Origin of the sequence: Streptosporangium sp. NBC_01469 (assembly GCF_036227305.1) — a bacterium.
Classification (GTDB): Bacteria; Actinomycetota; Actinomycetes; order Streptosporangiales; family Streptosporangiaceae; genus Streptosporangium.
Map to the genome: position 1 here is coordinate 8,160,275 of NZ_CP109465.1, position 25,730 is coordinate 8,186,004.

Here is a 25,730-nt window from a genome sequence, read left to right on the forward strand (position 1 = left end):
GGTCCCTCACCGCGGAACCGACGCGGCGGCGCGGCGGCGCGGCGGCGCGGCGGCGCGGCGGCGCGGCCAGAAACGGGAGGTCCGGCCGCGCATTACGGAAATGTTTCCAGCTCAGGGCAACGTTCTACAGGTGTGTCCGCCGTATCGCGCCCCCCGTCCCGTACCCTCTCCTCCTTCTCCCGCGCCACCACAGGTTTCGAACGTTCCCGCACTTCCCATGGAGGTCCTCATGCGGCCCACCACGCGCGCGACCTCGGTCGCCGCGCTCTCTCTCGTCCTGCTCACCCTGGCGGCCTGTGGCGAGCCGCCCGCCCCCCGCCCGCAGCCCCCGGCACCGGAGATCGGGGCCGCCGACATCGAGAGGGCCCTGGGGACCGAGACCACGCTGACGTTCTGGTCGTGGGTCCCCAACATGGAGAAGACGGTGGCGCTGTTCGAGCGGAGATATCCCAAGGTCAAGGTCAACCTGATCAACGCCGGCCGGTCCAGGGCCGAGTACACCAGGCTCCAGGCGGCGCTGAGAACCGGCACCGGTATCCCCGACGTGGCGCAGATCGAGTACTTCGCACTGCCCCGCTTCGCGTTCTCCCAGGCCGTGTCCGATCTCAACATGTACGGCGTGGAAAGGCTGAAGAAACGGTTCAGCCCCTCGGCCTGGGACCAGGTGGACCTCAACGGCAGCGTCTACGCGGTCCCGCAGGACACCGGCCCGATGACCATGATCTACCGCAAGGACGTCTTCGACCGGCTCGGCCTGAAACCGCCGGCGACCTGGGACGAGTTCGTGACGGTCGCCGAACGGATCAGGAAGAAGGACCTCCGCGTCTTCATCACCAGCGTCGACCCGACCGACGCCGGCGTCGCCGACAGCCTGATCTGGCAGGCGGGCGGACGACCCTTCGCCATCGAGAACGCCACGACCATCCGGATCGACCTGCAGGACAAGGGTGCCAGGCGGTGGGCGAGGCTGTGGACGAGGCTGTCGCGGGAGAAGCTCGTCGACCCGGCCGTGAACTGGACCGCCCCGTGGTGGAAGAAGATGGCGAGCGGCAGGTACGCACTGTGGATCACGGGCGCCTGGGCCCCCGGCGTCATCGACGGCGCGATCCCGCGGACCAGGGGCGCGTGGCGCGCCGCGCCTCTCCCCAGCTGGGACGCCAGGAAACCGGTCAACGCGGAGAACGGCGGCTCCGGCGTGGCCGTACTCTCGCGGAGCAGACACCAGCTTGCCGCCTACGGCTTCGCCCGGTGGCTGGACTCCGCCCCCGAGGCGGTCAGGTCGCTGAGCGCGGTCTCCGGGGTGTTCCCCGCGACGACCGAGCTGATGAGAAGCCGCGAGTTCCTCGACGTGAAGATCCCGGTCCTGGGTGGCCAGCGGGCGAACAGGCTGTTCACCGAGGGCTCCGCGCAGGTGGCGAAGGGCTGGCAGTACCTGCCGTTCCAGCTCTACGCCAACAGCGTCTTCGGCGGCAGCGTGGGACGGTCCCTCTCGGACGCCACCGACCTCAACGCCGGCCTGAGGGCCTGGCAGTCACGGATCGGCGCCTACGCGCGGCGGCAGGGCTTCCAGGTCTCCCCTGAAAGATGAGATCTCCCACCGGCGGGCTCGACGGCGCCCGCGTGCCGTGGGTGCCCCGCCCGGGACGGCGTCCGGGGCGGGGCGGGATGATCAGGCGGTGATGTCCTTGCCGGTGAAGCGGGCCCAGGCGACGGAGCCGAAGACGACGACGTAGGCGGCGAAGACCAGCAGGCCCTGCCCCATCTCGCCGGTGGCCACCGGGTCCCGCAGGACGCCGTCGAAGCCGCTCCACCACTGGGTGAGCAGGTACGGCTGGATCACGGACAGTTGCGGGATGACCCCCAGCACCTGGGCCACGATGACGACGACCACGGTCGAGGCGATGGCTCCGATGGACACCTCGGTCAGGGTCGACAGGGCGAGCGCGATGGCGGCCAGGGCGGCCATGCCCGCGGAGACGTACAGCACGACGACACCGATCCGCAGCACGCCGTCGAGGAAGGGGATCGTCCCTCCCGACAGCAGCGTGATCGGACCGGCGGGGAAGAGCAACAGGCCGACGAGCAGCGCGGACAGCGCGACCGTGGCGACGGCGGCCAGGCAGAAGACGACCACGCTCGTGTACTTGACGGCCAGCAGGCGGGTCCGGCCGGCCGGGGCCACGAGCAGGTAGCGCAGCGTGCCGATGCCCGCCTCCCCCGCGATCGAGTCTCCGGCGACGACCGCGACGGCGACCGGCAGCAGCAGCTGCACCAGGACCGAGAGCGCGGCGAAGGTGAGGAAGAGCCCGTTCCCGGTGACCTGCTCGAAGATCGCCGACCCGCCGCCCCCACCTCCCTCGTCCTCCATGGATCCGCCGAACATCCACAGCGCGATCCCGATCAGCGCCGGGATCACGGCGAGCACGGCGAGCATGGCGAGGTTCCTCGGCCGCCGGAAGATCAGGCCGATCTCCGAGCCGAGCAGCCGCAGCCACGCCCGGGGGGCGCCCACCGCCCGCGCGGGCGGGATCCGCCCCCCGGAGGCGTGCCCGCCGGAGGGCGGACCCGCCGCCGTGGCGGGTTCCCCGGAGACGGCGCGTACGGCGTTCTCGGTGAGCGCGGCGTTCTCGGCGCGTACGGCGTTCTCGGTGGGCACGGCTTCCTTCCCGCTAAGCGTCGACATCGAATCCCTCCCCGGTCAGGCCCACGAACATGTCCTCAAGGCTGGGCCGCTGGACGGCGAGGCCGCGGACGGCGACGCCGTCGGCGACCAGGGCGGCGCACACCCGCTCCGCCGCGCCGGTTCCCAGCGCGGCGCTGACGTCGCCGTCGCCGAGGCGGATCTCCGACAGGCCGAGCCCGGCCAGCACGGCCGCCGCCTCGACGGTGTCGGGGGTCTCCACCCGGATCCTGACCGTCTCCCCCGCGCGCAACTCGGCGATGGCCCCCTGGGCGACGAGCCGCCCGGTCCGCATGACGGCGATGTGGGAGCACATCTGCTCCACCTCGGCCAGCAGGTGGGAGGAGACGAACACCGTCGTCCCCTCGGCGGCGATCTCCTTGACCAGGCCACGCACCTCGCGGGTGCCCTGCGGGTCCAGACCGTTGGTCGGCTCGTCGAGAATGAGGAGTTCCCTCGGACCGAGCAGCGCGGCGGCGATGGCGAGCCGCTGGCGCATGCCGAGCGAGTAGGCCCGGTAGCGTTTGCGGGCCGCGGCGGCCAGGCCCACCCGTTCCAGCGCGTACCCGATCCTGGCCGAGACGGTGCGCGGGTCGGCCGACGGGTCGGCGGCGTCGTAGCGGCGCAGGTTGGCCTCACCCGACAGGTAGGGGTAGAAGGCCGGCCCCTCGACCAGGGCCCCCACCCTCGGCAGCACGCCGCCCGCCCCGCCGGGCATCGGCGTGCCGAGCAGCTGCCAGTCTCCCGCCGTCGGGGACACCAGGCCGAGCAGCATGCGGATCGTGGTGGTCTTGCCCGAGCCGTTGGGGCCGAGGAAGCCGAACACCGACCCGCGGGGTACGGCCAGGTCGAGGGCGTCCACGGCCACCTGGCCGCTCCCGAAGCGCTTGGTCAGCCCGCTGGTGACGATGGCGAACCCCCCGCCGGCGGCGGAATCGGGCGCGGGTCTCTCGGCCGTCAGCACGGCACTCCCGGCCGTCCCGCCGCCCCGGACCTCGCCGGTTCCGTTCTCCGGGGCTCCGCCGGTCCGGTTCTTCCCGGTCCCGTTGTTCCCCGCGTTCTGGACGATCGGCACTTCTCCCCCACTGCTCGTCGGTCGCGGGACGGCCACGCGGCCGTCCCGCCTCGTCTCGCGCCCTGGACGTTCACGGGCGCCCACGAACACCCATGAACGTGCTGTGTTTCCCGAACGCCCGGCGTGGCCCGGACGGCGTCCCCGATTCGCGCCGCCGGGCCCCGCCCCCGGATCCCGCACGCGGGATCCGGGGAGAACCGCCGGGAACCCGACGCGGGCGTCGGGCTCCCGGCACCGGGCTCACTTCCTACCGGCCGCCTCGGACAGCTTCTCCGGGGTGACGGCGCCGACCAGCAGGCGGCCGTCGTCGGTCAGCAGCGCGGAGACCAGCTTGGTCTGGATGACCTTGCCGCTACCCCACGTGCCGCTGATCGGCTTGGCCGACTTCAGCAGGGCGTCGGTGATCGCACCGGCGTCCTGCTGTCCCGCGGGGGCCTCACCCCGCGGTGCCGAGGTCAGTTTCTCGATCTCGGAGGCGGGGACCACGGCGACCGTGGTCCAGCCTTCGCCGACGGTCCTGGTCTTGTCCTTGATCTCCTCGCCTTCCTTGAGCTTCTCGCCCTGCCGGGCTCCGTGCTCCCCGGCGAGCTCGCCGATCGACGCCTCCTCGACCTTGGCGCCCGCGGGCGGGGTGAAGGTGAAGTTCTCCGCGGCGGGCGGGGAGAACGTGACCGAGGTGAAGCCGACCTCGAAGGCGGGCTCGGCCGCGTTCCTGGCGTACACCTGGATCCGCAGCGGGACGAAGGTCTCCCCGTCCAGCGCCAGCTTGACCTCCTTGACCAGGGACGAGGTGTCCTTGGGGGCGAGGACGAGCTGGTAGGCCGCGCGGTCGGCGACCTTCTCGGTGTTGGTCACGCTGACCGCGGTGTCGGCCCCGATCCGTCCCAGCAGCTGCTGGGCGAGCTGCTGCGGTGTGGTCGCCGTGGGCAGCGCCCGGTGCGCGGCGTCGGCCCCGTCGCCCGGCCCCCCGTGCCCGAGGCCCTTCTCGCCCCCGGTGCCGTCCGCGGTCCCCGTCTTGATGCGGGTGGCCTTGTTGGCGTCGCTCTGCCACATCCACACCTGGTCGCCGTTGACGATCAGGTCGGTCTCGCTCATCCGGCCGGGGAGGGCGAAGCGGACCTTGTCCTCGCCGCCGTACCAGACCTTGAGCTCGTGCGAGCCCGCCAGCAGGGCCGCGGGCGAGGATCCGCCCATGCCCGATATCCCGGGCAGCCCGGGTAGCCCGAGCGAGGCGGTCTGCATGACGGTGCCCGACATGGGCTTCAACCCGGCCTGGCTCGCCTGGGCGGCGCCGGCCAGCAACTGCTCGGCGGTACGCTCCGGCAGCGTGGGATCCCCCTGGACGGCGGCGATGACCGGTCCGGCTCCGATGGCCCCGGTGACCAGCGCGATCGCGGCGACCGGCACGGCCCACCTCACCGCGCGGCCCCGTCTCGCTTGCTCAGACATCTCATTCCTCCACGGTATGCCGTCAATCCCTGTCGACAGCAGCCTGCGCTACAGGTCCTGTGCCGAAGCTGAGACAGACTGAGAGGGCTCACAGGATTCTCAGCCGCCTCTCAGGCCGGGTGGTCGAGGATGGACACGTTCTAGGTGGTGAAAGGGGCAGTCATGCGGATTCTCGTCGTTGAGGACGAGCGGAGGATGGCCGCCGCCCTGCAGCGTGGTCTGCAGGCCGAGGGGTTCGCGGTCGACCTCGCGCACGACGGGGAGGACGGCCTGCACCAGGCCAGGTACGGCGAGTACGACGTCGTGGTGCTGGACATCATGCTGCCCAGGATCTCCGGCTACAACGTCTGCAAGCAGCTGCGGGCCGAGGAGAACTGGGTTCCGATCCTGATGCTGTCGGCCAAGGACGGCGAGTACGACATGGCCGACGGGCTCGACCTCGGCGCCGACGACTACCTGACCAAGCCGTTCTCGTACGTGGTGCTGGTGGCCAGGCTGAGGGCGCTGCTGCGGCGCGGGGCGAACCGGCGCCCGTCCGTGCTGAGGGCGGGGGATCTGGCGCTCGACCCGGCGCGGCGACGCGTCACCAGGGGCGAGACGCCGGTGGAGCTGACGCCCAGGGAGTTCGCGCTGCTGGAGTTCCTGCTCCGCCACCACGACGAGGTGGTCTCCAAGACGGAGATCCTGGAGCACGTCTGGGACACCTTCGACACCGATCCCAACGTGGTCGAGGTCTACGTCGGCTACCTGCGGCGCAAGATCGACGTACCGTTCTCCAAAAACGCGCTGCAGACGGTGCGGGGAGCGGGATACCGGCTGGCCGGCGATGGCGGCTGATCCGGCCCCCCGAAACCACCGGGACCTCCGGGACGTCCAGGAGCGGCCCGCCGGCGGGGCGGGCACGGGTTCCCGTACCGGCGCCGTCTCCCCAACCGACGCGGTCGCGCACGGGGGAGGGCGCGCGGTCGGCAGGTGGCGGCGCAAGAGCCTGCGCTTCCGGCTGACGGCGGTCGCCTCGGCCGTGCTGGCGGTGGCGCTGGTGGTCTCGGCCTACGTGATGATCACCGTCCTCGGCAACGCGCTGCTGACCACCATCGACGAGTCGATCTACCAGCGGGCCAGGGAGACGGTCTCGCTGGCCGACGCCGGGCGGCTGCCCGACGAGATGACCTCGCCGGACGGCACGCTCCTGCAGGTGATCGACGGCGCGGGGCGGATCACCCACACGACCACCGGCACCGACAGGCTGGTGCCGCTGCTGGACGCCGGGGAGCGGGCGGCGGCGATCGACGGGGGCGAGGCGCGCTTCCTGGACGGCAAGCCGTACGGCATCCCGCACATGCTCCGAGTCCGGGTGCTCAGCGCCGACCGGGGGCAGACGGTGATCGCGGCACGTCCCTTCAGCGAGGTGCAGACCAGCATCTCCACGGCCGGGCACGTGCTGATCGTCGGCACGCCGCTGCTGCTGGTCCTGCTCGCGGGGGCGAGCTGGGTGATCATCGGCGGGACCCTGCGGCCGATCGCGGCGCTGCGCCGGGGCGCGGACGAGATCACCGACACCGCCCGCTCCCGCCGCCTGCCGGTGCCCGAGGCGCGCGACGAGGTGCACAGCCTGGCCACGACGCTGAACGCGATGCTGGCCCGGCTGGAGAAGGCCGGCATCCGGCAGCGGGCCCTGGTCTCGGACGCGGCGCACGAGCTGCGCAGCCCGCTGGCGAGCATCCGGCTCCAGCTGGAGGTGGCACTCGGCCACCCCGAGGGGCAGGACTGGCGGGAGACGGCCGAGGGCGTACTGGAGGACACCATGCGCCTGTCCAGGCTCGCCGAGGACCTGCTCTCGCTGGCCCGCCTGGACGAACGCGGCGGCACGCCCGCGCGGGGCGAGCCGGTGGAGCTGGACCAGCTGGTCCCGCAGACCGTCGAGCGGTACGGCGAGGCCGTCACGGTGCGGATCGCCGGCCAACCGGATGCCGACCGGCCGGACAACGCGCCGGGGAGCGGACCCGGCGTGATCACCGGCGGGCCGGAGAGCGGGTCCGGCGCGGTCACCGGCGAGCCGGAGGACAGGCCGATCAGGGTCACCGGGGACGCGCTGGATCTGGGCCGGGTGCTGGTCAACCTGGTCGACAACGCGCTGCGGCACACCTCGGCCCCCGTGGTGGTCGAGCTGCGGGCCGAGGGCGCCGACGCCGTGCTGACCGTCACCGACGACGGGCCCGGCATCCCCGAGGCCGACCGGGAGCGGGTGTTCGACCGGTTCACCCGGCTGGACAGCGCGCGCAGCCGCGACGAGGGCGGAGCCGGGCTGGGCCTGGCCATCGTGCGCGAGACGGTCAACGCCCACGGCGGCGCGGTCCACCTGGAGGACGCCTCCCCGGGCCTCCGCGCGGTGGTACGGCTTCCGCTATCTTGACCGAGGCTTGTGAATCACCCGCTTGGCCGGGCGACTGATCGGGACCTAGCGTCACATTCATGACTTCCGGTGACGGCAGCCGGCGAGAGCTGATCCTGCGGGTCGCCACCAACCTGTTCGCCGCGCTGGGGTACGACAGCACGTCCGCGAGCCAGGTCGCCGAGGCCGCCGGCCTGAGCGTCGAGGCCCTCGGCGCGGAGTTCGACGGCAAGCGGGAGCTCTACCTGGAGATCATGGAGCGCGAGTACCGGGCCGAGCGGGTGTCCCTGGTGGAGGCGCTGGAGGGGATCTCCGCGGTGACCCCCGAGCAGACGGCGCTGGTGATTCACCGGGTCGTCGACCACTACCTCGACTTCTGCCTCGCCCATCCCGAGTTCCCCTCCCTGTGGATGCACCGGTGGCTCGCGGACGCCAGCGACGTCACCGAGCTGGAACGGAGATACATCCAGCCGCAGATCGACCTCGTCTCCAGCGTGATCACTCCCGCGATGAAGGCCGGACATGTGGACGCCGACGTCGACATGAAGTACGCCTTCTGGTCGGTGGTGTGGTGCGTGCACGGCTTCTGCCAGGGCGGGGTGCTCGACCGGGACGGCAACCGCCAGGACGCGGAGAATCCCGCCGTGCTGCGGCGGTTCCGCACCTACCTGCACCAGATGGTCCACCGCGTCGCCGCCCTGCCCGGCTCCCCTCCCTCGTCCTGACCGCGGCTCCCGGAGGTCGAAGCGGCCGGACCCTCATCCGGCCCACCGGGCCGCGGCGCCGTCGGATCATCCTCGTACGGCACGATTCGTGTGATGCTGGCACTTCCCCGGCGGCCCCCTGCGGGCCGCGTCCTTCCGGCCCGCGCGAGCCGTACCCCCGAGGAGACCGATGAGCCTGCCTGACAAGGGCCGCAGCACCGAGGAGCTGCTGGCCGAGATCGCCCGCCTCAAGCGGGACGACCTGCCGGTGCGCGGCGGCAAGGTGACCGCGTACGTCTACGACACCGGACGGCCCGAGGTGCACGAGGCCGCCGCCAGGGCCTACTTCGAGATGCTGGAGGTCAACACCCTCGACCCGACGGCCTTCCCCAGTGTGGTGGAGATGGAGAAGCAGGTCGTCGGCGCGGTCGCCGAGCTGCTCGGCGGAGGCTCGGGCGTCTTCACCAGCGGCGGCACCGAGTCGATCATGCTGGCGGTGAAGGCGGCGCGGGACGCGCGGGAGACCGGGGGGCGCCCCCGGATGGCGGTCCCGGTGACCGCGCACCCGGCCTTCCACAAGGCCGCGCACTACCTGGGGCTCGTGGTGGACGCCGTGCCGGTGGACCCGGTGACGTTCCGCGCCTCCCCCGGGGGCGTCGAGGCCGCGATCACCGAGGACACCGTCCTGGTGGTCGCCTCGGCGCCGTCCTATCCGCAGGGCGTGATCGACCCGGTCGCCGAGATCGCCGGGATCGCCGCCGCGCGCGGCGTGCCGTGCCACGTGGACGCCTGCGTGGGCGGGTGGCTGCTGCCGTGGCTGCGCGAGGCCGGGGCGGACATCCCGCCCTTCGACCTGTCGGTACCCGGGGTCACGTCGCTCTCCTGCGACCTGCACAAGTTCGGCTACGCGCCCAAGGGCGCCTCGGTCGTGCTGTTCGCCGACCCGGCGATGAGGCGCAGGGCGTACTTCGCCTCGGCGTCGTGGCCCGGCTACACGGTGATCAACGCCACCGTGCAGAGTTCGAAGTCCGCGGGCCCGCTGGGCGGGGCGTGGGCCACCTTCCAGGCCCTGGGCCGGGAGGGCTACCTGGAACTCGGCCGCACCACCCTGGCGGCGGCTCGCGAGCTCCGCGAGGGCATCGCGAAGATCCCGGGGCTGCGGGTGCTCGGCGACCCGGAGTCCGCGCTGGTCGCCTTCGGCCCCACGGAGGGAGAGGGCGGGGTGGACGTGTTCGTGCTGTCGGACGAGGCCAGGAAACGCGGGTGGTTCCTGCAGCCGCAGCTGTCCTACGCGGGTATCCCGGCCAATATCCACATCACGGTGACCGGGGTGACCCTGCGGGGCGTCGAGGCGATGCTGGAGGTGATCGCGGAGGCCGTGGAGGCGGCGCGCGAGCGGGGTCCCGCGGAGTTGCCGGAGGGACTGGTGGAGCTGGTGGCGGGCCTGGATCTGGACACGCTCGACGACGCCGCCTTCGGTGAGCTGGCGACGGCGGCCGGGGTGGACCTGGGGGGCTCGGGGCAGCCGGAGATGGCCGTGGTCAACGCGGTTCTCGACGCCCTTCCCGCCGACCGGCGAGAGGCGATCCTGATTCGCTTCCTTTCTGTTATCTACTCCTGATTCCCCACGCACAACTACATAACAAATTGATTTACTTGAGTCATGATATTGCGGTAAATATCATGCTGGCTGACGATGGGGACGCTCCACCGCCGCCCGGGATCCCCGACCGGGATACCGGGCCCACCCCCCTCCAGGAGGTCCGCGAACATGAGCAAGGCCCCCGCCATCCGATTAGCGGGCTTGGTCGCCGCCGCACTCCTGCTCGCCCTCGGGTCGGTCACCCCGGCCTCGGCGCGGCAGCACACGGGTCCCACGGGTCCCACCGGTTCCATCGGTTCCATCGTCAAGGCGGACAGCGCGACCGCGCTCGCCGACAGCTACATCGTGGTCCTCAAGGGCCAGTTCAGCCGCGCCGACCGCGACCGCAGGGCGCGCGAGGTCACCGAAGGCGAGGGCGCGCAGGTCAGCGCCGTCTACCAGCGCGCCGTCAACGGCTTCGCCATCCGGGCCAGCGCGGAGCAGGCCCAGCGGATCGCCGCGCGGCCCGACGTCGCCTACGTCGAGCAGGACCAGGAGTTCACCCTGGTCAACCAGGCCGTGGCCTCGTGGGGCCTGGACCGGGTCGACCAGCGGAACCTGCCGCTCGACGGCAACTACACCGCACCGAACACCGGTTCCGGCGTGCGGGCCTACATCATCGACACCGGCATCCGGGTCACCCACTCCGACTTCGGCGGGCGGGCGCAGGCCGGACGCGACGTCTACGACGACGACAACGACGTGGCCGACTGCAACGGCCACGGCACCCACGTCTCGGGAACGGTCGGCGGCGGCCAGTACGGCCTCGCCAAGGCCGTCACGCTGGTCGGCGTGCGGGTGTTCGGCTGCGGCAACAGCACCTCCACCTCGATCATCATCGAGGGCGTGGACTGGGTCACCGCCAACGCGGTCAAGCCGGCCGTGGCCAACATGAGCCTGGGCGGCAGCGCGAGCGCCACGCTCGACACCGCGGTCTCCAACTCCATCGCCTCCGGCGTCGTGTACGCGCTCGCCGCGGGCAACGAGAGCACCAACGCGTGCACCCGCTCCCCCGCGCGGGTGCCCGCCGCGATCACGGTGGGCGCCACCACCAGCACCGACGCCCGCGCGTCCTACTCCAACTTCGGCACCTGCCTGGACCTGTTCGCGCCCGGTTCGGCCATCACCTCGGCCTGGAACACGAACGACACCGCCGCCAACACGATCAACGGCACCTCGATGGCCTCCCCGCACGTCGCGGGCGCGGCGGCGCTCGTCCTCAGCGGCAGTCCCACCGCCACCCCGGCACAGGTACGCGACACGATCGTCACCAACGCCACGCCCGGCGTGGTGACCAACCCCGGCACCGGATCGCCGAACCTGCTGCTGTACGTCGGCGGCGGCGGCGGCCCCGGGCCCGGCCCCGAGCCCACCGTGGTCTACTCCGACGACTTCGAGGCCGAGCGCGGCTGGACGGTCAACCCCGGCGGCACCGACACCGCGACCACGGGCCGCTTCGAGCGAGGCGACCCGGGACAGACGTCCAGCGGCGTGATCACCCAGCCCGGCACCACCCCCAGCGGCACGTACGGCCTGGTCAGCGGTGCGGCGGCCGGGGCGAGCGCGGGTGACGGCGACATCGACGGCGGCGTGACGAGCGCCCAGTCGCCGGCGATCACGCTGCCCGCGAGCGGGACGCTCACGCTGTCCTTCTCCTGGTACCTCGGCCACCTGAACAACGCGAGCAGCGCGGACTACGTCCGGGTCCGCGTGGTCGGCACGACCACCACGACCGTGCTGAACCAGGCCGGAGCCGCGTCCAACCGCGCCGCCGCCTGGGCCACCGCCACGGCCAACATCTCCGGCCACGCCGGGCAGGTCGTCCGGGTCGTCGTGGACGCGGCCGACGCCTCCGGGGCGAGCCTGGTGGAGGCCGGGGTCGACGACGTCAAGATCACCTCACAGTAGACCTTCCTGGAGTGCGAGGCGCGCCCCCGCCTCGCGATCGGGCCACCCGTTCCCCCCCACGGGTGGCCCGATCCGTTTCTCCCCGAGGGTCCGGCCCGTCCCTCCCCGGGGCTCGGCCGGACCTATCCCCCCACCGCGTCCGGCCCGTTCTCACCCCGGCCAGGCGCGGCCCCTCCCTCCCCGGATCGGCATCAGGCCGGGCCCGACGCCGATCCGGTTCGCCCCCCGGCCGGTCAGGACGACGGACGATGCTCTACGCATCCCGTTCCACAGTCTCCGGCGCACCCGCGCCGCGAGCTGCCGCGTAAGCGGCACGGGAATCCTCCACATTCATGTGGAGGAGCACGTCAAGAGAGCCTGATCCCGCCGACCACGGCCACCAGACGGGGCTCGTCACCGGCGGCCACCTCCAGCTCGACCCCGAGCGCGGCCAGGTTCGCGGCGACGGCCGCGGGGTCGGGGTGGAGGGCGGTGAGGGAGGTCAGCTCCACCACGGGCAGACCGCGCTCGGCGGGGTGCGTCGTGGCTCTCCAGTCGATCAGGAACGGGACCAGGCCGTCGCCGGTGTCGCCGGGCGACGACGTGAGGCGCCACTCCAGCAGTTCCCCCTCCGGGGTGCGGCGCGACATCGGGTGGACGTCGCCCGGCTCGTAGCCGCGCTCGCGGGCCCGTACGACGGCCGCGTCGAGGTCGGCCGGGTGGATCGCCCAGGTGACCAGGCGCGGGCCGGGCAGCAGGTCGAGACCGAACGGCCGGGCGAGGCCGGGGTCCGGCTGGTCGGGATCCGGACCGATGATCTCAAGGTAGCGGCGCCCGCCCAGGCCCAGCAGGTAGTTGCGGGTGCCCAGGCCCACGTGGCGCCCGCCCTCGGCGGGCTCCGCGCCGAGCAGGCCGGCGAGCTCCCGTACGGTCGCGTACAGGTCGGGGGTGGCGTAGACGAGGTGGTCGAGCAGTTCTTCCGGCATGGGTCGGGCTCCCGTCCGTGCTTGCGGCGGGCGGCTCGGCGCCCGCGGGAGAGGTGTACTCGCGGTGCGAGGCGAGGCGGGCGTCGTCATCGGCGTCGGCGTCGTCACCGGCGCGGAGCGGCGACGGCGTAGGGGGCGAGGACGGCGTGGGGGGCGTCACCGGCGGCCTAACCGGCACGCTGTCGCCGTCACCGGCGCAGTCTCCCGACGGTGGCCAGGGCCGCGCGGGCGGACGCGGCGTCGTGGACGCGGAAGACCCGGGCGCCCTGCCAGGCGGAGACCGCCAGCGTGGCCATGGTCCCGGCGTGGCGCTCGTCCACCGGCAGGCCGCCGAGGGTCTCGCCGACGAAGTCCTTGTTGGAGACCGCGACGAGCACCGGCCAACCGGTGGCGACCATCTCGTCCAGACGGCGGCTGACCTCCAGGGAGTGCCAGGTGTTCTTGCCGAAGTCGTGCGCCGGATCGATGAGGACCGACTCCCTGGGCACTCCCGCGGCGACGGCGCGCTCGGCGAGGTCGACGGTGTATCCGATGACGTCGGCGACCACGTCGGCGTAGGCGATACGGTGCGGGCGGGTTCGCGGGGTCACGCGTCCGGCGTGCGCGCAGACCAGGCCGATGCCGTGCTTGGCGGCGACCCCGGCCAGCTCGGGATCGACGCCGCCCCAGGTGTCGTTGAGAAGGTCCGCGCCCGCCTCGGCGACGACCTCGGCGACCTCCGCGCGCCAGGTGTCGACGCTGACGATGAGCCGGGGGTGACGACGCCTGACCTCGGCGACCAGGTCGGCCACCCTGCGGATCTCCTCGGCGGGATCGACCTCGTCGCCGGGACCCGCCTTGACGCCGCCGATGTCGACGATGTCCGCGCCTCCCGCGACGGCACCGTCCACCGCCTCCAGGGCGGCCGCGAAGCCGTACGTCCTTCCCCTGTCGAAGAAGGAGTCGGGGGTGCGGTTGACCACCGCCATGATCGCGAACTCGCCGGGCCGGAACTCACGGCCGCGCAGGCGCAAGATAGTCATCGAGACCGAGCCTATAGCCCGGTGTCGGAGAGGACGGCGCTCCCACCTGCGCCGCCTCTGGGGGAAAACTGGGGAGAACTGATGAGCCTCGGGGCTCCTACGCGGCCGACCCACTTTCGGCCACGGACAGGAACTCCTGGGCGATGGCGGGCAACCGCCGTCGCGCGTGAACGATGGCGATCACCCGGCGGACCGAGGGATCGAGGGTGCGGACCACGAGCCCGGCGCGGGCGGCCTGCTCGGCCATCCCCCGGTACCAGAGCATCGAGGCCGTACCCGAACGGACGGTGCTCAGCCAGTTGCCGCGCTCGTCGAGCTGCGTCGCCACCACGGGGGCCACACCGTGCTTGGCGAAGAGCGCGTCGAACTCCCTGCGCCGGGAACTGCCGGGGACCGGCAGCACCAGCCGCATGCCGTTGAGTCTCCTCATCGGCACCGGGTCGGGCAGGTCCACGCCGGGCGGGGAGATCAGCACGATCTCCTGGCGCTCCAGCGGGTGGCTGACCAGATCGGTGGGGACGGGCAGGTCCGTCAGGCCGAGATCGGCCCGCTGGTCCCTGATGGCGCTCACCACGCCGTCCCGCCCGTCACAGCGGACGATGTGAATGCGTACCCCGGGATGTTCGGCGGTGTACGCGGGGAGGAGGCGTCCTGCCAGCCCCGGTTCGAGGCTGGGTATCGAGGCGATGCGGAGCTCCGCCTCGGACGCGTGGCCGTGCGTGGACAGTGCCTCGATCTCGCGGACGGCGTCGAGTGCCTCCCGGGCCAGCTTGACCACCCGGCGTCCCTGCGCCGTGACGACCACGCCACGTCCGGAACGTGCGAACAACGTCATCCCGAGCTCTCGTTCCAAATCCCTGATCGCACGGGAAAGGGCAGGTTGTGCGATGTACAGCGACCTGGCCGCGTCGGTCATGGTGCGATGCTCCGCCGTCGCGACCACATAGCGGAGCTGCTGCAGATTCATGACTTGAAGCTAGGTCACGAGCCCTGGATCGGTCCGGTACATCGCGGAGATCACCTCGGATGATTTCGGAATGTAATCGAATGCAGCGACATCCGTGACGGATGATAAATCAGTATGCTTACGCCCCAAATTCGGCAAAAGTCCGGACCTGCAGCTCATATCGGACGCTCGGGTTAACGGGGAGACAGCGTGACAGGCAACGGGCACCACCCTCCACCGCCCCCTCCACCTCGGGGGCAACCATCTCAGGGACCACCCGCGTGGGCGGCTCAGGGCCACCCTCAGCCGCCGCCACCGGGATATCCACCGCATCCGCCACCGGGACAGGGGCACCCGGCGCCGGGGGATCAGGGATACCGGCGACTACCCGTGTACCCGGGACAGGGCCAGGGAAGTCCGCCGGCACCCCCACCGGGACAGGCGGGATATCCACCGGCACCACCACCGAGACAGGGAAACCATCCAGCGTCGCCGCCGGGGCACGGGAGCCACCCGGCGTCGCCGCCAGGACAGGGATTCCCTCCCGGATACGGGTACCCGCCCGCCCCCCGGCAGCCACCCCCGCCGCCGCCCGGCCGGGGACACCCACCCCAGGGACCGCCGCAGGGCCACCCCCAGCCGCCGCCACCGGGATATCCACCGTCGTTCCCGCCCCCGCCGGTGCGTCCACGGCAGCCACCGCCGGGACAGGGTTACCCGCATCCGCCCACGTGGCCCGGGGGCCAGGTGCCGTACGGCCATCCGGCCCCGCCACCGCCGCCGGACCCCCGGCAGCGGCATGCCTACCCGCCGCCGCAGTGGCAGCCGCAGCGCCCCCGCTCCGGCGGCGCCGGGCCGATCCTCGGCGGGATCTTCGGCGTGGTCGCGCTGCTGTTCGTCGGGCTCGTCGTGATGGGCGCGGTGGCCAAGAACAGCCGCCGCTCGGATCCGGTCTCGCCGGTCGCGATCCCCCCGCTGCCCACCTTCCAGGACAGCAGGCCGTCGTACACGCCCACCGCCGAGCCCGCGCGGACCGCGTCCGCCGAGCCGAGGCGGACGACGGCCTCCTCCGACATCTCGGAGGACACGATCGCGCCCCCGGCCAAGGTGCGGACGCTCAACACCAGCCTGGAGAACAACACGCTCTATCGGGCAGGCGGGCTTCCCCGGGTGAACTGCCCGGCGGGATCGGCCAGCATCTACAGCCACAGCCAGCTCAAGGCGCTGATCCTCAGGACGTCCAGGTGCATGGACAGGGGCTGGTCCCAGATCATGCGCAAGCAGGGCATGAACTGGCGCCCGCCCGGCTACGCCCTCACCGCGACGAAAGGCCGCGGCGCCTGCGGGGACTTCCCCTCGCCGGGCAGCATGGTGCCGTACTACTGCCCGCGCAACACCACCATCTACGCCTCGACCAGGGCGATGGTGCGGGGGGTGGGCGACTCCGGCGGGTACGGCTCCATCACCGACTGGCACGGCGGGGTCATCAGCATGATGGCGCACGAGTACGGGCACCACGTGCAGCAGATGTCAGGGCTGTCCAACACCTGGTGGCAGAGGTCGCTGCGCTCCAGCAGCCGGAGCGGGAAACTCGCGCTCAGCCGCCGGTTCGAGCTCCAGGCGACCTGTTTCGGAGCGATGTTCATGCGCTCGGTCGCGGCCAGTTACCCGGTGACCCCGGCCCGGCGCAACACCCTCTACTACTTCTACTCCCGCGTGGGCGACTGGCCCGGCTATCCCCGTGACCACGGCTCTCCGGCGAACAACAACAGGTGGTTCCGCCAGGGCTACGAGAAGAACAAGGCGTTCCAGTGCAACACCTGGCTGGCACCGTCCTCGTCGACGTCTTAGCCACGTCACGACTTAAGGGATCATTAACCACAGATTAGCTATCTGTCTGTCATGTCCAGGTATGGGGACTAGAATCCTGGCAAATTCCGTTCAATCGGGGAACCTTGGCTGTTTTGCCAGGTAGACCGGGGCAAAACGTAGTAGGAAGCGGTGTGACGATGCGCCTTGGGCAAGACTCGGGGGATCTCGCCGGCGACAGTGGGAAACGGCGCCCCCGGCGCCGCAGCGGAGGCTCAGGCGCGGGTCGGGGCGGCGTGCAAGGTCCGGCCGAGACACAGCCCTCCTCTGGCCCACCCGGCCCGCCAAAGGCCCAGGGCGCTCCCGCCGCCGGGCAGGAGGCGCCCAACGGGCTCCGGATGGTCCAGAGCGCGCCGGACGGGCGGGGGACGCCTCCCCCGCAGCCCCTGCCCGGCGTACGGGGCGCCGCCAACGGGCAGGACGCGCCCCCCGTCCAGGGCGCGCACAACGGGCAGGGGACGCCTCCCCCGCACGACGTACGCAACGGGCAGGCCACGCGCAACAGGCAGGAAACCCTCCCGCCCCGGGATGCGCCCGAGAGCCAGACGACCTCCCCCTCGCAGGCCGGAACGGGCACGCGGCCCGCTCCGGCCGCGGGGCCGGTTCAGGGGCCGGGGCCGGTCCAGGCCCAGGGAGCGGTCCAGACCGGGGGGCCCGCCGGATCTCCCCCCGGCCCGCCCGGACCTTCCGATCCTCCGGGCCCTCCCGGGAAGCGGCCGCGGTTCGCCAAGCCGCTGACGGTCGGCGCGCTCATCGGCTGGACCGCGCTGTCGGCGCTCCTCCCCGGCGCGGCACACCTGCGGTCGGGACACCGCCGCACCGGGTACATCCTGCTCACGATCTTCGGCGCGCTGCTGCTGGCCATCCTGGTCGGCGCGCTCGTCCTCAGCGGTGAGGGGAACGCGGGTTTCCTCGCCCGCGACAGCACGCTGATGACCGGGGCGGTCCTGGCCATCGCCGGCGCGATCGCCTGGTTCCTGCTGGTGCTCTTCTCCTACGTCTCCCTCGGGCCCGACCGGCTCAGCGGCAGGGGGCAGATCGTGTCGGGCATCGCGGTCGGCGTGCTGTGCGTGTCGGTGATGGCGCCGTTCGCACTGACCGCGAGCACCGTGATGACCGGCAAGGAGACGGCGAACGCCATCTTCGAGAGCGCCTCGGGCAACCCCACGGCCGTCCCCGTCAAGCACGAGGACCCGTGGGGCGGGCGCAAGCGGGTGAACTTCCTGCTCGTCGGCGGCGACGGCGCCGGGAACCGGGAGGGTGTGCGGACCGACAGCATGACCATGGCCAGCGTGCACGTCGCGACCGGCAACACCGCCATGTTCAGCCTTCCCCGCAACCTCCAGCACGTCCGCTTCCCGCCCGGTACCGCGCTCGGCAAGCGGTTCCCCAACGGCTTCATGCGCGAGCTGCCCAACGGCGGCCTGCTCAACGAGGTCTGGCAGTACGCCGAGGACCACCCCGAGCTGATGCCCGGAGTCAAGGACGGGCACCGAGGCCCCCGTGCGCTCATGGACGCCATCGGCTTCACGCTCAACCTGAAGATCGACTACTACGCCCTGGTGAACATGTTCGGCTTCGCCCACCTGGTGGACGCCATCGGCGGCCTCAGGATCAGGGTGGAGCGCGACGTCCCCTGGGGTGGCCTCTACGGCACCGCCGGGACCATCAAGGCCGGATACCGGAAGCTCTCGGGCGAGGAGGCGCTCTGGTACGGGCGTTCCCGTGTCGGCAGCGACGACTTCTCCCGGATGGCCCGCCAGCGCTGCGTCATCGGCGCCTTCGCCCAGCAGGCCACCCCGTCGGTCGTGCTCACCAACTTCGCCAAGATCGCGAACGTGGCCAAGAAGATGGCCAAGACCGACATCCCCCGCGAGCTGCTGGAGCACATCATCGAGCTGGGGCTGAAGGTCAAGGACGCGAGGATCGTCAGCCTCCAGTTCGTGCCGCCGGAGTTCTACACCGGCTCGCCCGACTGGCAGAAGATCCGTGCCGCGACCGCCAGGGCGCTGAGCCAGTCGCTGCGGCCCGCCCGCCGCCCCCAGGCCGCGACGGCCTCTCCCGGCACGAGCGGTGTGGCGCCCGCCGCCACGCCCAAGCCCTCCAGGACGGCGGTGGCAGCCTCTCCGAGCCAGACGCCCACCCCGAACGGCAAGGGCGAGGCCGAGTCCCTGGACGAGCTCTGCGGATTCTGACCGCCCCGCGCGGCCGACCACGCCTCTGAGCCTCTGAGGTTCTGGGGCTCTGGCCGCCCCGCACGCATGTGGCCCGCCCTCCGCGAAGGAGGACGGGCCACAACGCTTTCCCCCGCGCTCTTCTGGTCCCCCGGGCTCCTCGGAGCCGAGGAGCCTCGGACTCCGAGGCCCTGGGGCTTTAAAGCTCCAAGACTCCTCGGCTCCGAGGCCCTGGGACTCCAGAGCTCCGGAACTCCGGGCCTCCGAGGCCCTAAAACTCCGGGACCCGAGACCCGAGGCTCCAAAGCTCCGGGTCCCGAGGCTCGCCGGGCTCAGCCGACCTTGGCCGCTCCGGCCGTCCCGACGCCCCCGGCGACCCCGCCGGTCCTGGGCAGCAGGGCGAAGGCGCCCAGATAGATCAGGCCCGCCGCGATCAGCAGCGCCTGGTAGCCGATGATCAGCGCCAGATACTCCAGGCAGCCGCCGACCATCGCGCCCAGCAGGTTGGCCCCGAAGGACACGGTGGCGTCCGCGGAGTCGGCGAAGCGCTTGGCGAACACCACGTTGGCCGCGAAGATCGGCAGGAACGCCACGACCACGGCGACCACCGCGCGCACCGGTAGCGGCAGGCCCAGCAGCCAGGAGTTGGGCACCAGCCAGGCCAGGACCAGCCCGGCGAGCAGCACGCCGTACATCACGGGCAGGGACGGCATCCTGAAGCGGCGTGTCACCTCCACCGCGGCGAGCACGGCGACCAGCACCCCGCCGAACACGATCGCGTTCACCACCCAGGTGGTGCCGAACAGCAGCGCGAACCCGGTGATGCTCTTGGTCTCCAGCAGCAGGAACGCCACCCCGAGCAGGAAGAGGTCGGCGTACGGGCGCATGCGCCGGTAGGGGCCGGCGACGGCCCGGACGGCGAGCAGGCTGACGATGAGGATCAGGCCGAGGGTGATGATGTAGATCTGCGGGATCGTCCGGTCCTTCAGGTACAGGAAGGGCCGGTCGTCACTGGCCGGCGGCGGGGTGTCGGCGGTCGCCCCCGCCCACTCGGAGCCGCACCGCTGCGCCGCGGTGGTCAGCCCCGCGGTGATCACCGCCTGCTGGCCGGTCTCGCTGACGATGTCGACGCAGGGTTTGTGGCCGAAGGCGGCCTGCATGGTGGAGCCGAGGCGGTCCACCAGCCAGGTCTCGCGGTAGTAGTTGTACATCGAGAAGGCGCCGTCGGGCTTGAGGTGATCCTTGGCCGCCTCCATCGCCTGCTGGGTGAACAGGTAGCTCTCCAGCCGCAGCGAGCTCGCCCCGGAGACCAGGGTGAGCGAGTCGGGCAGCGCGAAGAGGATCAGGTCGTACTTGTCGGAGGTCCGTTCCAGGAAGGCGCGGCCGTCGGTGACGTGGGTGGTGACCCGGGGGTCGTCGTAGGGTTTGTCCGGGTGGTAGGAGCGGCCGAGTTCGAGCAGCTTGGGGTCGATCTCCACGGCGTCCACGTGCTTGGCGCCCTTCGACAGCGCGATGGACACGTCGGTGCCGCTGCCCGCACCCACGATCAGCACGTTGTCCAGCTTGCCGGAGGCCGCGCGCTCGTACGGGAGGGCGTACTGGCGCTCCCACTCCAGGCGGCTCTTGGCCGGGGTGGCCTGCTGGTGCGGGATGCCGTTGACGTCGATGTTCATCAGCGGCACGTCGTTCCAGTAGCCGCGCACGTAGGTCACCTTGTAGTAGGGCGACCACAGCGCCCCTGCCGTCAGTGTCTCCGTCGCGAGGACACCGACGACGATCAGCGACGGCACGAGCAGCGCCGCCCGGGCCCAGACCCTGCGGGGCCAGAGCAGCACCGCGTAGGCGATCGCGGCGATCGTGCCCCACACCACCGGGGGCGCGCTGAGGAACGACAGCGCGGTGAACAGCCCGATGCCGCTGAGGCTGCCGATCAGGTCGTAGCGGTAGGCCTCCAGTCGTTCGAGCTCGGGGAAGCAGCGCCCGACCAGCTCGGCCGGGCCCATCAGCACGATCGCCGCCGCGGCGAAGATCACCGGCAGGATCAGCCAGGCGGGCGGACCACTGGCGCTCAGGCTCGTCCAGTACAGGACCCCCTCGGTCTGGCGGTCCACGGTGACCGGGAAGAGCCACACGACCAGGACGAGGACGGCCAGCACGATCGGCGAGTAGTACGGCTGCCGAGTGCTGCGTCCCACCCGGAGGAAGCCGAGCCCGATACCGAGGAAGGACCCCAGCAGGACGAAGTTGGTGAAGTAACTCAGATGAACGATGTTCGACCCGGTCCACCGGATCAGGGCCAGTTCCAGGAAGAGCATGAAGCCACTGGCCACTATCAGTCTGGGCCGCGTGCTCAGCCAGTGGGTGTGCCGGACATCGGGGCTGGGGGGTGGCTCTGCGGTCATGACCCCCAACGCTAGTGACCGGCACCCGCGCAGGGAAGGAAATCCGCGCCTGTCGTTTGCGTGGGTTACATCCTATGAGGCCAGATAGAGGGTGCTTTCAGCGGCTGGACGCGGCCGAGGTGGATGCAGGAACGTGGTGGAACCCGATCCCCTCGAGCCCCGGTGGTGCACATGCGGGTCCTGCTCCAGCTCCGTCCCTCCCCCGACGTCGTCGCGGCCGTGGCCGACCCCGCGGTGAGCACACCGGCGGCCGACGTCGCCGACGCGCTGCCCGGGGTCGTCGTGGACCCCTCCTTCACCCCGGTCGTCGTGCCCCGCCCGATTCCCGCCATCGGGGGCGACCCCCTCTCGCTCAACCAGCCGCTGACGTTCTCCTTCGCCGACAACGAGGCCTCCGTCCTGGTCCGCGGGGAGATCTCCGACGACGAGATCTCCACCCGGATCACCCTGCTGCCCTCGCTCCGTCCCGACGTCGTGGGGGTCTTCGCCGACCCGGTGATCGAGCGGGGTCTCACCTGCGGCGGAACGCCCCCGGTGGGCGACTGGCGCGACGTGGAGCGGCTGCTCCACGTCGCCGAGCTGGCCCGCGAGGGCCTCGACGGCTCGGGCGTCGCGCTCGCGGTGCTCGACACCGGCATCAACGCCGCGCACGTGGCCCGGACCCTCGACCGCGGCGTGACCCTCGACGCGCAGCGCAGCTGGAACCCGTCCGGAGTGCGGGGCAGGGCGGGCGAGTTCCCCGTCGACCACGGCACGATGTGCGCCTTCGACGCGCTCGTCGCCGCCCCGAGGGCGTCGCTGATCGACGTGCCCGTGCTGCTCTCCCGGCGCCCCGGCGGCACCGCGCTGGACGGCCTGCTGTCGGACGCGGTCGCGGCCTTCGCCCACCTGCGCACCGTCCTCGAAGCCCAGCCCGCAGCCTCGCGCTCCCTGGTCGTCACCAACAGCTGGGGCTCCTTCTCCCCCGACTGGGACTTCCCCGCGGGCCATCCCGGCAACTACTCCGACAACCCGGCCCACCCGTTCAACCTGATCGTCTCCAGCCTGGAGCGGGCGGGCGCCGACGTGCTGTTCGCCGCGGGAAACTGCGGGCGCGACTGCCCCGACGGCCGGTGCGCGTACGCCAACCGGCCGATCACCGGCGCCAACTCCCACCCGCGCGTCCTGTCGATCGGCGGCGTCGACGTCCGCCGCGAGCGGGTCGGCTACTCCTCGCAGGGTCCTGGCCGCCTCACCGCCCGCAAGCCGGACCTCTGCGCCTACACCCACTTCTCCGGCTCGCTGGCCTTCGGCGCCGACGAGGCCGACTCGGGCACCTCGGCCGCGTGCCCCGTCGCGGCCGGGCTGGTCGCGGCCGTACGCACCCTGTGGCCCTCCTCCCGTCTGTCACCCGCCCAGCTGCGCACCCTGCTCCGGCGCACCGCCGACGACCACGGCGACATCGGGTTCGACCACGACTACGGTTACGGCGTCGTCGACACCGCCGGGATGCTCGCCTCGTTGCGACGCCGCGCGAGACGCGTGGCGTGAGTGCATGCTCCTGATCACCGTACGGCTCCCGCCCGACGCGACGGCGGAGACCTGTGCCGGGTCAACGACGCGTGGGCGGTCTCGCCTGAAGGGGCTCTCGCCGAGGGTGCTCAAGGTCTCCTGCTTTCCTCTTGGGGAAGGACTCCAGGCTCGTCTCGTCGGCCGAAGGGCTTGGGTATCCGCCGTGACTCCTCATCCACGCGGATGCGGGAACAGCTTCGGCCGGCAGGTACAGGCATGACGCCGTTTCGTCAGATCACGGCGCCAGGGCAGGACCATTACATTCTGCCCTTGGAGTATCCGGGGCTGAACTCGACCGGCAGGGCGGCCAGGCCGCGCATCTGGATGGACGTTCGCCAGACGAGCGACTCGGCCGCCACCGTCAGCACCATGTCGGGGAGCCGGTCCAGGAGCACCTCGACAGCGGTGTAGGCGATCACCTCGGCGAGTTCCGGCGCCGGATGCGGGCACCCGTGCTCGCCGTAGCCGAAGGACATGTGTGCCTGGTTGCCGCCGGAGCCGCTGTAGGAGTCCGGCCGCACCTGCGGGTCGGCGTTCGCGGCGGCCAGGCCGAGGACCAGCACGTCGCCGGCCCGGATACGCTGTCCGCCGAGCTGGGTGTCGTGCACTGCCCAGCGGCCCAGGCTGTTCTGGCTGGGCGAGTCCTCCCACAGCACCTCGTTGAGCGCCTGGCCGGCGCTACGTCGGCCGCCCGACAGGGTCACGGCGAACCGCTCGTCGGTCAGCATCAGCCGCAGGGTGTTGCCGATCCAGTTGGCGGTCGTGTCCTGGCCCGCGGTCATCAGCAGGATCAGGTCCTGGATGAGCTCCTCGTCGGCGAGCCCCGCGGGGTGTGCCAGCAGGCGTGACGGCAGGTCCGGGCCGGGGCGCTCCCGCTTGCCGTCGAGCAGGCGCCGCATCAGGGCCTGCACCCGCTGGTAGGCCTCCATGGCGCCCTCGCCGCCGTTCAGCGTCGCCCCCACATCGCCGGCCAGGCGCGAGGCTTCGGCATCGGGCAGGCCGAACATGGAGGCGACGGCCAGCAGTGGCATCGGATGGGCGTACTGCGTCATCAGGTCCACTCGGCCGTGGCCGGTGAACGTGTCGATCAGGCCGTCGGCGATCCGCTCACACTGGGTTCTCAGCTCGAACTGGTCGACCGCGGCGAGGGCGTCACCGATGGCCCCGGCCCGCCGCTGGTGCTCGGCTCCCTCGGTGAACAGCAAGGAGGGCTGGTAACCGACGTATGCCATCAGCGGCCAGTCGGGCGGGATGCGATCCCAGGCGTTCCAGCGGCGCGAGTCCCGGGCGAACAGCTGCGAGTTGCTGAGGACGTAGCGGAGCTCGCGATACCCGATCACCAGCCATGCGGGCACATCGCCTTCGAGCAGGATCGGGACGACGGGCCCGTGCTGTCGCCTCATCTCCCGGTACGTCTGGGCCGGATCCTGGTGGAACCGGGTCCCGTACAGGGGGACGGCGCCCTGGTGGGCGGGGCAGCCCGCGGGCGCCTGCGAGCCGGAGAAGCCGGATGCGGGGTCGGGCGTGTGGAAGACGTTCGTCATCAGGTGCCCTCCCGGGCGGAGGACAGGGTGTACAGGTGCTTGACAAGGGCGATCAGCACCGCCTTGCTGGAGTCGCGCCGGCGGGCGTCGCAGTCGATCAGTGGAACATCATCGGAGAGGGACAGCGCCTCCCGCACCTGTTCCAGGGGGTGAACCGGTTCGGCGAAGTTGTTACGGGCCACGATGAACGGCATGCCGTGGTGTTCGAGGCGGTCGATGGCGTACCACGAGTCGGCCAGGCGGCGGACGTCCACCAGGACGACCGCCCCCAGAGTCCCCGAGAACAACCGCTCCCAAAGGAACCAGAACCGCTCCTGGCCCGGCGCCCCGAACAGATAGAGCACCATCTGCTCGTTCAGGCTGATGCGGCCGAAGTCGAAGGCCACCGTGGTCGTGCTTTTGGCCGCCACACCGGTCGCGTCGTCGACTCCGATGCCCGCCCGCGTCATGGTCTCCTCTGTGCTCAGTGGGCGGATCTCGCTCACCGAGCGGACCATGGTCGTCTTGCCCACACCGAACCCACCGACCACCACGATCTTGAGCCCGGTGTTCGCCGTGCTCAGTAGTGGTGTGCGGACGAGTTGCTCAGAGTTTCTGGAGTCCAACGAGCACCTGCTTCAGGAGTTCGGGGTCGGGCAGTTGCGCCCTGGTGGGAATCGGAGGCGGGCGGCGAGCCGTGATACGGCCGGAGTCGATCAAGTCACCCAGCAGTATCCGCACGACGCTGATCGGCAGACCCAGCTCCGAGGAGATCTCCACAACCGCCATCGGGCGGACGCACATCTGGAGGATCCGGGCATGTTCGGATTGCATGCCCGGTGCCGGGTCACACTCGCTCACGATGAGGGTGACCAGGTCCATGCTGCTGTGGTCGGCGCGGCTACGCCCGCCCGTGACGGTGTACAGCCGGTCTGGATTCTCGCTGTTGACTCGCCGCGACGTCATATCTGCCGGTTCGGCTCGCGTGGTGGCGCGGTCAGATACTCGCCGATCTGCTCGACCAGCTCGTTCATGTTGTGCCCGATGAGGCCCGGGTCGGCGGTGTCCGTCGCCACGACGGCGAGGTGCGCGCCGTCGCCCGCCTCCACGATGAACAGCAGCCCGCCATGGAACTCCGTCATGGACTGACGCACCCCTCCGGTGCCGTCGCCGAACTCGATGGACGCGCCATGAGACAGGCTCTGGATGCCCGACGCGATGGCGGCCAACTGGTCGGCCCGGTCCACGGACAACGCGCGGGTGTGGGACAGCTTGAGGCCGTCCTTCGAGAGCACCAGGGCGTATCGGGTCTGTGGTGTCTTCTCCAGGAGGTTCTCCAGCATCCAGGTGAGTTCACGCTCTGAGGTTCTCATCGGAATCCGGGACGGTCATCCGGGCGTCGCCGCCGGAGGGACGGCCCCTCCCTCC

At 71.5% G+C, this 25,730-nt stretch carries 20 protein-coding genes; 9 read left to right on the forward strand and 11 right to left on the reverse strand.

Annotated features, from left to right (window positions below; all coding sequences use genetic code 11):
- Positions 1 to 229: 229 nt before the first annotated feature.
- Entirely contained in the window at positions 230 to 1,588 is a 1,359-nt protein-coding gene (locus OG587_RS35505; RefSeq protein ID WP_329083156.1) for an ABC transporter substrate-binding protein, read from the forward strand.
- A gap of 81 nt (positions 1,589 to 1,669) precedes the next feature.
- On the opposite strand, the gene OG587_RS35510 is transcribed toward OG587_RS35505, so the two are convergent.
- The 3 genes from OG587_RS35510 to OG587_RS35520 all read right to left on the reverse strand — a co-directional run bounded on the left by OG587_RS35510 (position 1,670) and on the right by OG587_RS35520 (position 5,204).
- Positions 1,670 to 2,683, reverse strand: coding sequence for an ABC transporter permease (locus tag OG587_RS35510; protein WP_329083158.1), 1,014 nt, complete (start codon positions 2,681 to 2,683; stop codon positions 1,670 to 1,672).
- Positions 2,670 to 3,755: an ABC transporter ATP-binding protein gene (locus tag OG587_RS35515; protein WP_329083160.1), complete on the reverse strand. Its 1,086-nt coding sequence runs from the start codon at positions 3,753 to 3,755 to the stop codon at positions 2,670 to 2,672. Before OG587_RS35515 ends, OG587_RS35510 begins: the two co-directional genes overlap by 14 nt.
- A 240-nt stretch (positions 3,756 to 3,995) precedes the next feature.
- Positions 3,996 to 5,204 (reverse strand): LolA family protein, encoded by a 1,209-nt coding sequence (locus tag OG587_RS35520; protein ID WP_329083162.1) that lies wholly within the window; start codon positions 5,202 to 5,204, stop codon positions 3,996 to 3,998.
- A 162-nt stretch (positions 5,205 to 5,366) separates the two neighbouring features.
- Here OG587_RS35520 and OG587_RS35525 point away from each other — a divergent pair, with 162 nt between their 5' ends.
- The 5 genes from OG587_RS35525 to OG587_RS35545 all read left to right on the forward strand — a co-directional run bounded on the left by OG587_RS35525 (position 5,367) and on the right by OG587_RS35545 (position 11,850).
- Entirely contained in the window at positions 5,367 to 6,041 is a 675-nt protein-coding gene (locus OG587_RS35525; RefSeq protein ID WP_329083164.1) for a response regulator transcription factor, read from the forward strand.
- A complete protein-coding gene (locus OG587_RS35530; RefSeq protein ID WP_329083166.1) occupies positions 6,031 to 7,617 on the forward strand; it encodes a sensor histidine kinase in 1,587 nt (528 codons plus the stop codon). The genes OG587_RS35525 and OG587_RS35530 overlap by 11 nt, the downstream gene beginning before the upstream one ends.
- A 59-nt stretch (positions 7,618 to 7,676) precedes the next feature.
- Positions 7,677 to 8,321: a TetR/AcrR family transcriptional regulator gene (locus tag OG587_RS35535; RefSeq protein ID WP_329083167.1), complete on the forward strand. Its 645-nt coding sequence runs from the start codon at positions 7,677 to 7,679 to the stop codon at positions 8,319 to 8,321.
- Positions 8,322 to 8,490: 169 nt separating this feature from the next.
- A complete protein-coding gene (locus OG587_RS35540; RefSeq protein WP_329083168.1) occupies positions 8,491 to 9,921 on the forward strand; it encodes a pyridoxal phosphate-dependent decarboxylase family protein in 1,431 nt (476 codons plus the stop codon).
- Between the two features lie 150 nt (positions 9,922 to 10,071).
- Positions 10,072 to 11,850, forward strand: coding sequence for a S8 family peptidase (locus OG587_RS35545; RefSeq protein WP_329083169.1), 1,779 nt, complete (start codon positions 10,072 to 10,074; stop codon positions 11,848 to 11,850).
- Positions 11,851 to 12,197: 347 nt separating this feature from the next.
- Here OG587_RS35545 and OG587_RS35550 read toward each other — a convergent pair whose 3' ends face one another.
- The 3 genes from OG587_RS35550 to OG587_RS35560 all read right to left on the reverse strand — a co-directional run bounded on the left by OG587_RS35550 (position 12,198) and on the right by OG587_RS35560 (position 14,804).
- Positions 12,198 to 12,815, reverse strand: coding sequence for a VOC family protein (locus OG587_RS35550; RefSeq protein WP_329083170.1), 618 nt, complete (start codon positions 12,813 to 12,815; stop codon positions 12,198 to 12,200).
- A gap of 188 nt (positions 12,816 to 13,003) precedes the next feature.
- Positions 13,004 to 13,837 (reverse strand): dihydropteroate synthase, encoded by an 834-nt coding sequence (gene folP / locus OG587_RS35555; RefSeq protein WP_329083171.1) that lies wholly within the window; start codon positions 13,835 to 13,837, stop codon positions 13,004 to 13,006.
- Between the two features lie 97 nt (positions 13,838 to 13,934).
- On the reverse strand, positions 13,935 to 14,804 hold the full coding sequence (locus tag OG587_RS35560; RefSeq protein ID WP_329083172.1) for a LysR family transcriptional regulator: 870 nt from the start codon (positions 14,802 to 14,804) through the stop codon (positions 13,935 to 13,937).
- 726 nt (positions 14,805 to 15,530) lie between these two features.
- On the opposite strand from OG587_RS35560, the gene OG587_RS35565 reads away from it, so the two are divergent.
- A complete protein-coding gene (locus tag OG587_RS35565; RefSeq protein ID WP_329083173.1) occupies positions 15,531 to 16,634 on the forward strand; it encodes a neutral zinc metallopeptidase in 1,104 nt (367 codons plus the stop codon).
- A gap of 356 nt (positions 16,635 to 16,990) precedes the next feature.
- Positions 16,991 to 18,847: an LCP family protein gene (locus OG587_RS35570; RefSeq protein WP_329083174.1), complete on the forward strand. Its 1,857-nt coding sequence runs from the start codon at positions 16,991 to 16,993 to the stop codon at positions 18,845 to 18,847.
- Positions 18,848 to 19,158: 311 nt separating this feature from the next.
- Here the strand turns inward: OG587_RS35570 and OG587_RS35575 are convergent, their stop codons facing one another.
- Positions 19,159 to 21,228 (reverse strand): spermidine synthase, encoded by a 2,070-nt coding sequence (locus OG587_RS35575; RefSeq protein ID WP_329083175.1) that lies wholly within the window; start codon positions 21,226 to 21,228, stop codon positions 19,159 to 19,161.
- Positions 21,229 to 21,399: 171 nt separating this feature from the next.
- On the opposite strand from OG587_RS35575, the gene OG587_RS35580 reads away from it, so the two are divergent.
- Complete coding sequence (locus OG587_RS35580) at positions 21,400 to 22,758, forward strand: S8 family serine peptidase (protein WP_329083176.1); 1,359 nt, start codon at positions 21,400 to 21,402, stop codon at positions 22,756 to 22,758.
- A 278-nt stretch (positions 22,759 to 23,036) separates the two neighbouring features.
- Here OG587_RS35580 and OG587_RS35585 read toward each other — a convergent pair whose 3' ends face one another.
- Genes OG587_RS35585 through OG587_RS35600 form a run of 4 tightly spaced genes read right to left on the reverse strand, consistent with a single transcriptional unit; the run spans position 23,037 to position 25,675 of the window.
- Positions 23,037 to 24,323, reverse strand: coding sequence for a cytochrome P450 (locus tag OG587_RS35585; RefSeq protein ID WP_329083177.1), 1,287 nt, complete (start codon positions 24,321 to 24,323; stop codon positions 23,037 to 23,039).
- Positions 24,323 to 24,928, reverse strand: a complete 606-nt coding sequence (locus OG587_RS35590; protein ID WP_443075312.1) for a GTP-binding protein — start codon at positions 24,926 to 24,928, stop codon at positions 24,323 to 24,325. The genes OG587_RS35585 and OG587_RS35590 overlap by 1 nt, the downstream gene beginning before the upstream one ends.
- On the reverse strand, positions 24,909 to 25,268 hold the full coding sequence (locus tag OG587_RS35595) for a DUF742 domain-containing protein (RefSeq protein WP_329083178.1): 360 nt from the start codon (positions 25,266 to 25,268) through the stop codon (positions 24,909 to 24,911). The genes OG587_RS35590 and OG587_RS35595 overlap by 20 nt, the downstream gene beginning before the upstream one ends.
- Positions 25,265 to 25,675 (reverse strand): roadblock/LC7 domain-containing protein, encoded by a 411-nt coding sequence (locus tag OG587_RS35600; protein ID WP_329083179.1) that lies wholly within the window; start codon positions 25,673 to 25,675, stop codon positions 25,265 to 25,267. The genes OG587_RS35595 and OG587_RS35600 overlap by 4 nt, the downstream gene beginning before the upstream one ends.
- Between the last annotated feature and the right edge of the window lie 55 nt (positions 25,676 to 25,730).

Excerpts from the sequence above, each read along its gene's own strand:
- OG587_RS35505 (WP_329083156.1), top strand. The coding sequence starts at position 230 with ATGCGGCCCACCACGCGCGCGACCTCGGTCGCCGCGCTCTCTCTCGTC.
- OG587_RS35510 (WP_329083158.1), bottom strand. The coding sequence starts at position 2,683 with ATGTCGACGCTTAGCGGGAAGGAAGCCGTGCCCACCGAGAACGCCGTA.
- OG587_RS35520 (WP_329083162.1), bottom strand. The coding sequence starts at position 5,204 with ATGTCTGAGCAAGCGAGACGGGGCCGCGCGGTGAGGTGGGCCGTGCCG.
- OG587_RS35525 (WP_329083164.1), top strand. The coding sequence starts at position 5,367 with ATGCGGATTCTCGTCGTTGAGGACGAGCGGAGGATGGCCGCCGCCCTG.
- OG587_RS35530 (WP_329083166.1), top strand. The coding sequence starts at position 6,031 with ATGGCGGCTGATCCGGCCCCCCGAAACCACCGGGACCTCCGGGACGTC.
- OG587_RS35535 (WP_329083167.1), top strand. The coding sequence starts at position 7,677 with ATGACTTCCGGTGACGGCAGCCGGCGAGAGCTGATCCTGCGGGTCGCC.
- OG587_RS35540 (WP_329083168.1), top strand. The coding sequence starts at position 8,491 with ATGAGCCTGCCTGACAAGGGCCGCAGCACCGAGGAGCTGCTGGCCGAG.
- OG587_RS35545 (WP_329083169.1), top strand. The coding sequence starts at position 10,072 with ATGAGCAAGGCCCCCGCCATCCGATTAGCGGGCTTGGTCGCCGCCGCA.
- OG587_RS35550 (WP_329083170.1), bottom strand. The coding sequence starts at position 12,815 with ATGCCGGAAGAACTGCTCGACCACCTCGTCTACGCCACCCCCGACCTG.
- folP (WP_329083171.1), bottom strand. The coding sequence starts at position 13,837 with ATGACTATCTTGCGCCTGCGCGGCCGTGAGTTCCGGCCCGGCGAGTTC.
- OG587_RS35560 (WP_329083172.1), bottom strand. The coding sequence starts at position 14,804 with ATGAATCTGCAGCAGCTCCGCTATGTGGTCGCGACGGCGGAGCATCGC.
- OG587_RS35570 (WP_329083174.1), top strand. The coding sequence starts at position 16,991 with ATGGTCCAGAGCGCGCCGGACGGGCGGGGGACGCCTCCCCCGCAGCCC.
- OG587_RS35575 (WP_329083175.1), bottom strand. The coding sequence starts at position 21,228 with ATGACCGCAGAGCCACCCCCCAGCCCCGATGTCCGGCACACCCACTGG.
- OG587_RS35580 (WP_329083176.1), top strand. The coding sequence starts at position 21,400 with ATGCGGGTCCTGCTCCAGCTCCGTCCCTCCCCCGACGTCGTCGCGGCC.
- OG587_RS35585 (WP_329083177.1), bottom strand. The coding sequence starts at position 24,323 with ATGACGAACGTCTTCCACACGCCCGACCCCGCATCCGGCTTCTCCGGC.
- OG587_RS35595 (WP_329083178.1), bottom strand. The coding sequence starts at position 25,268 with ATGACGTCGCGGCGAGTCAACAGCGAGAATCCAGACCGGCTGTACACC.
- OG587_RS35600 (WP_329083179.1), bottom strand. The coding sequence starts at position 25,675 with ATGAGAACCTCAGAGCGTGAACTCACCTGGATGCTGGAGAACCTCCTG.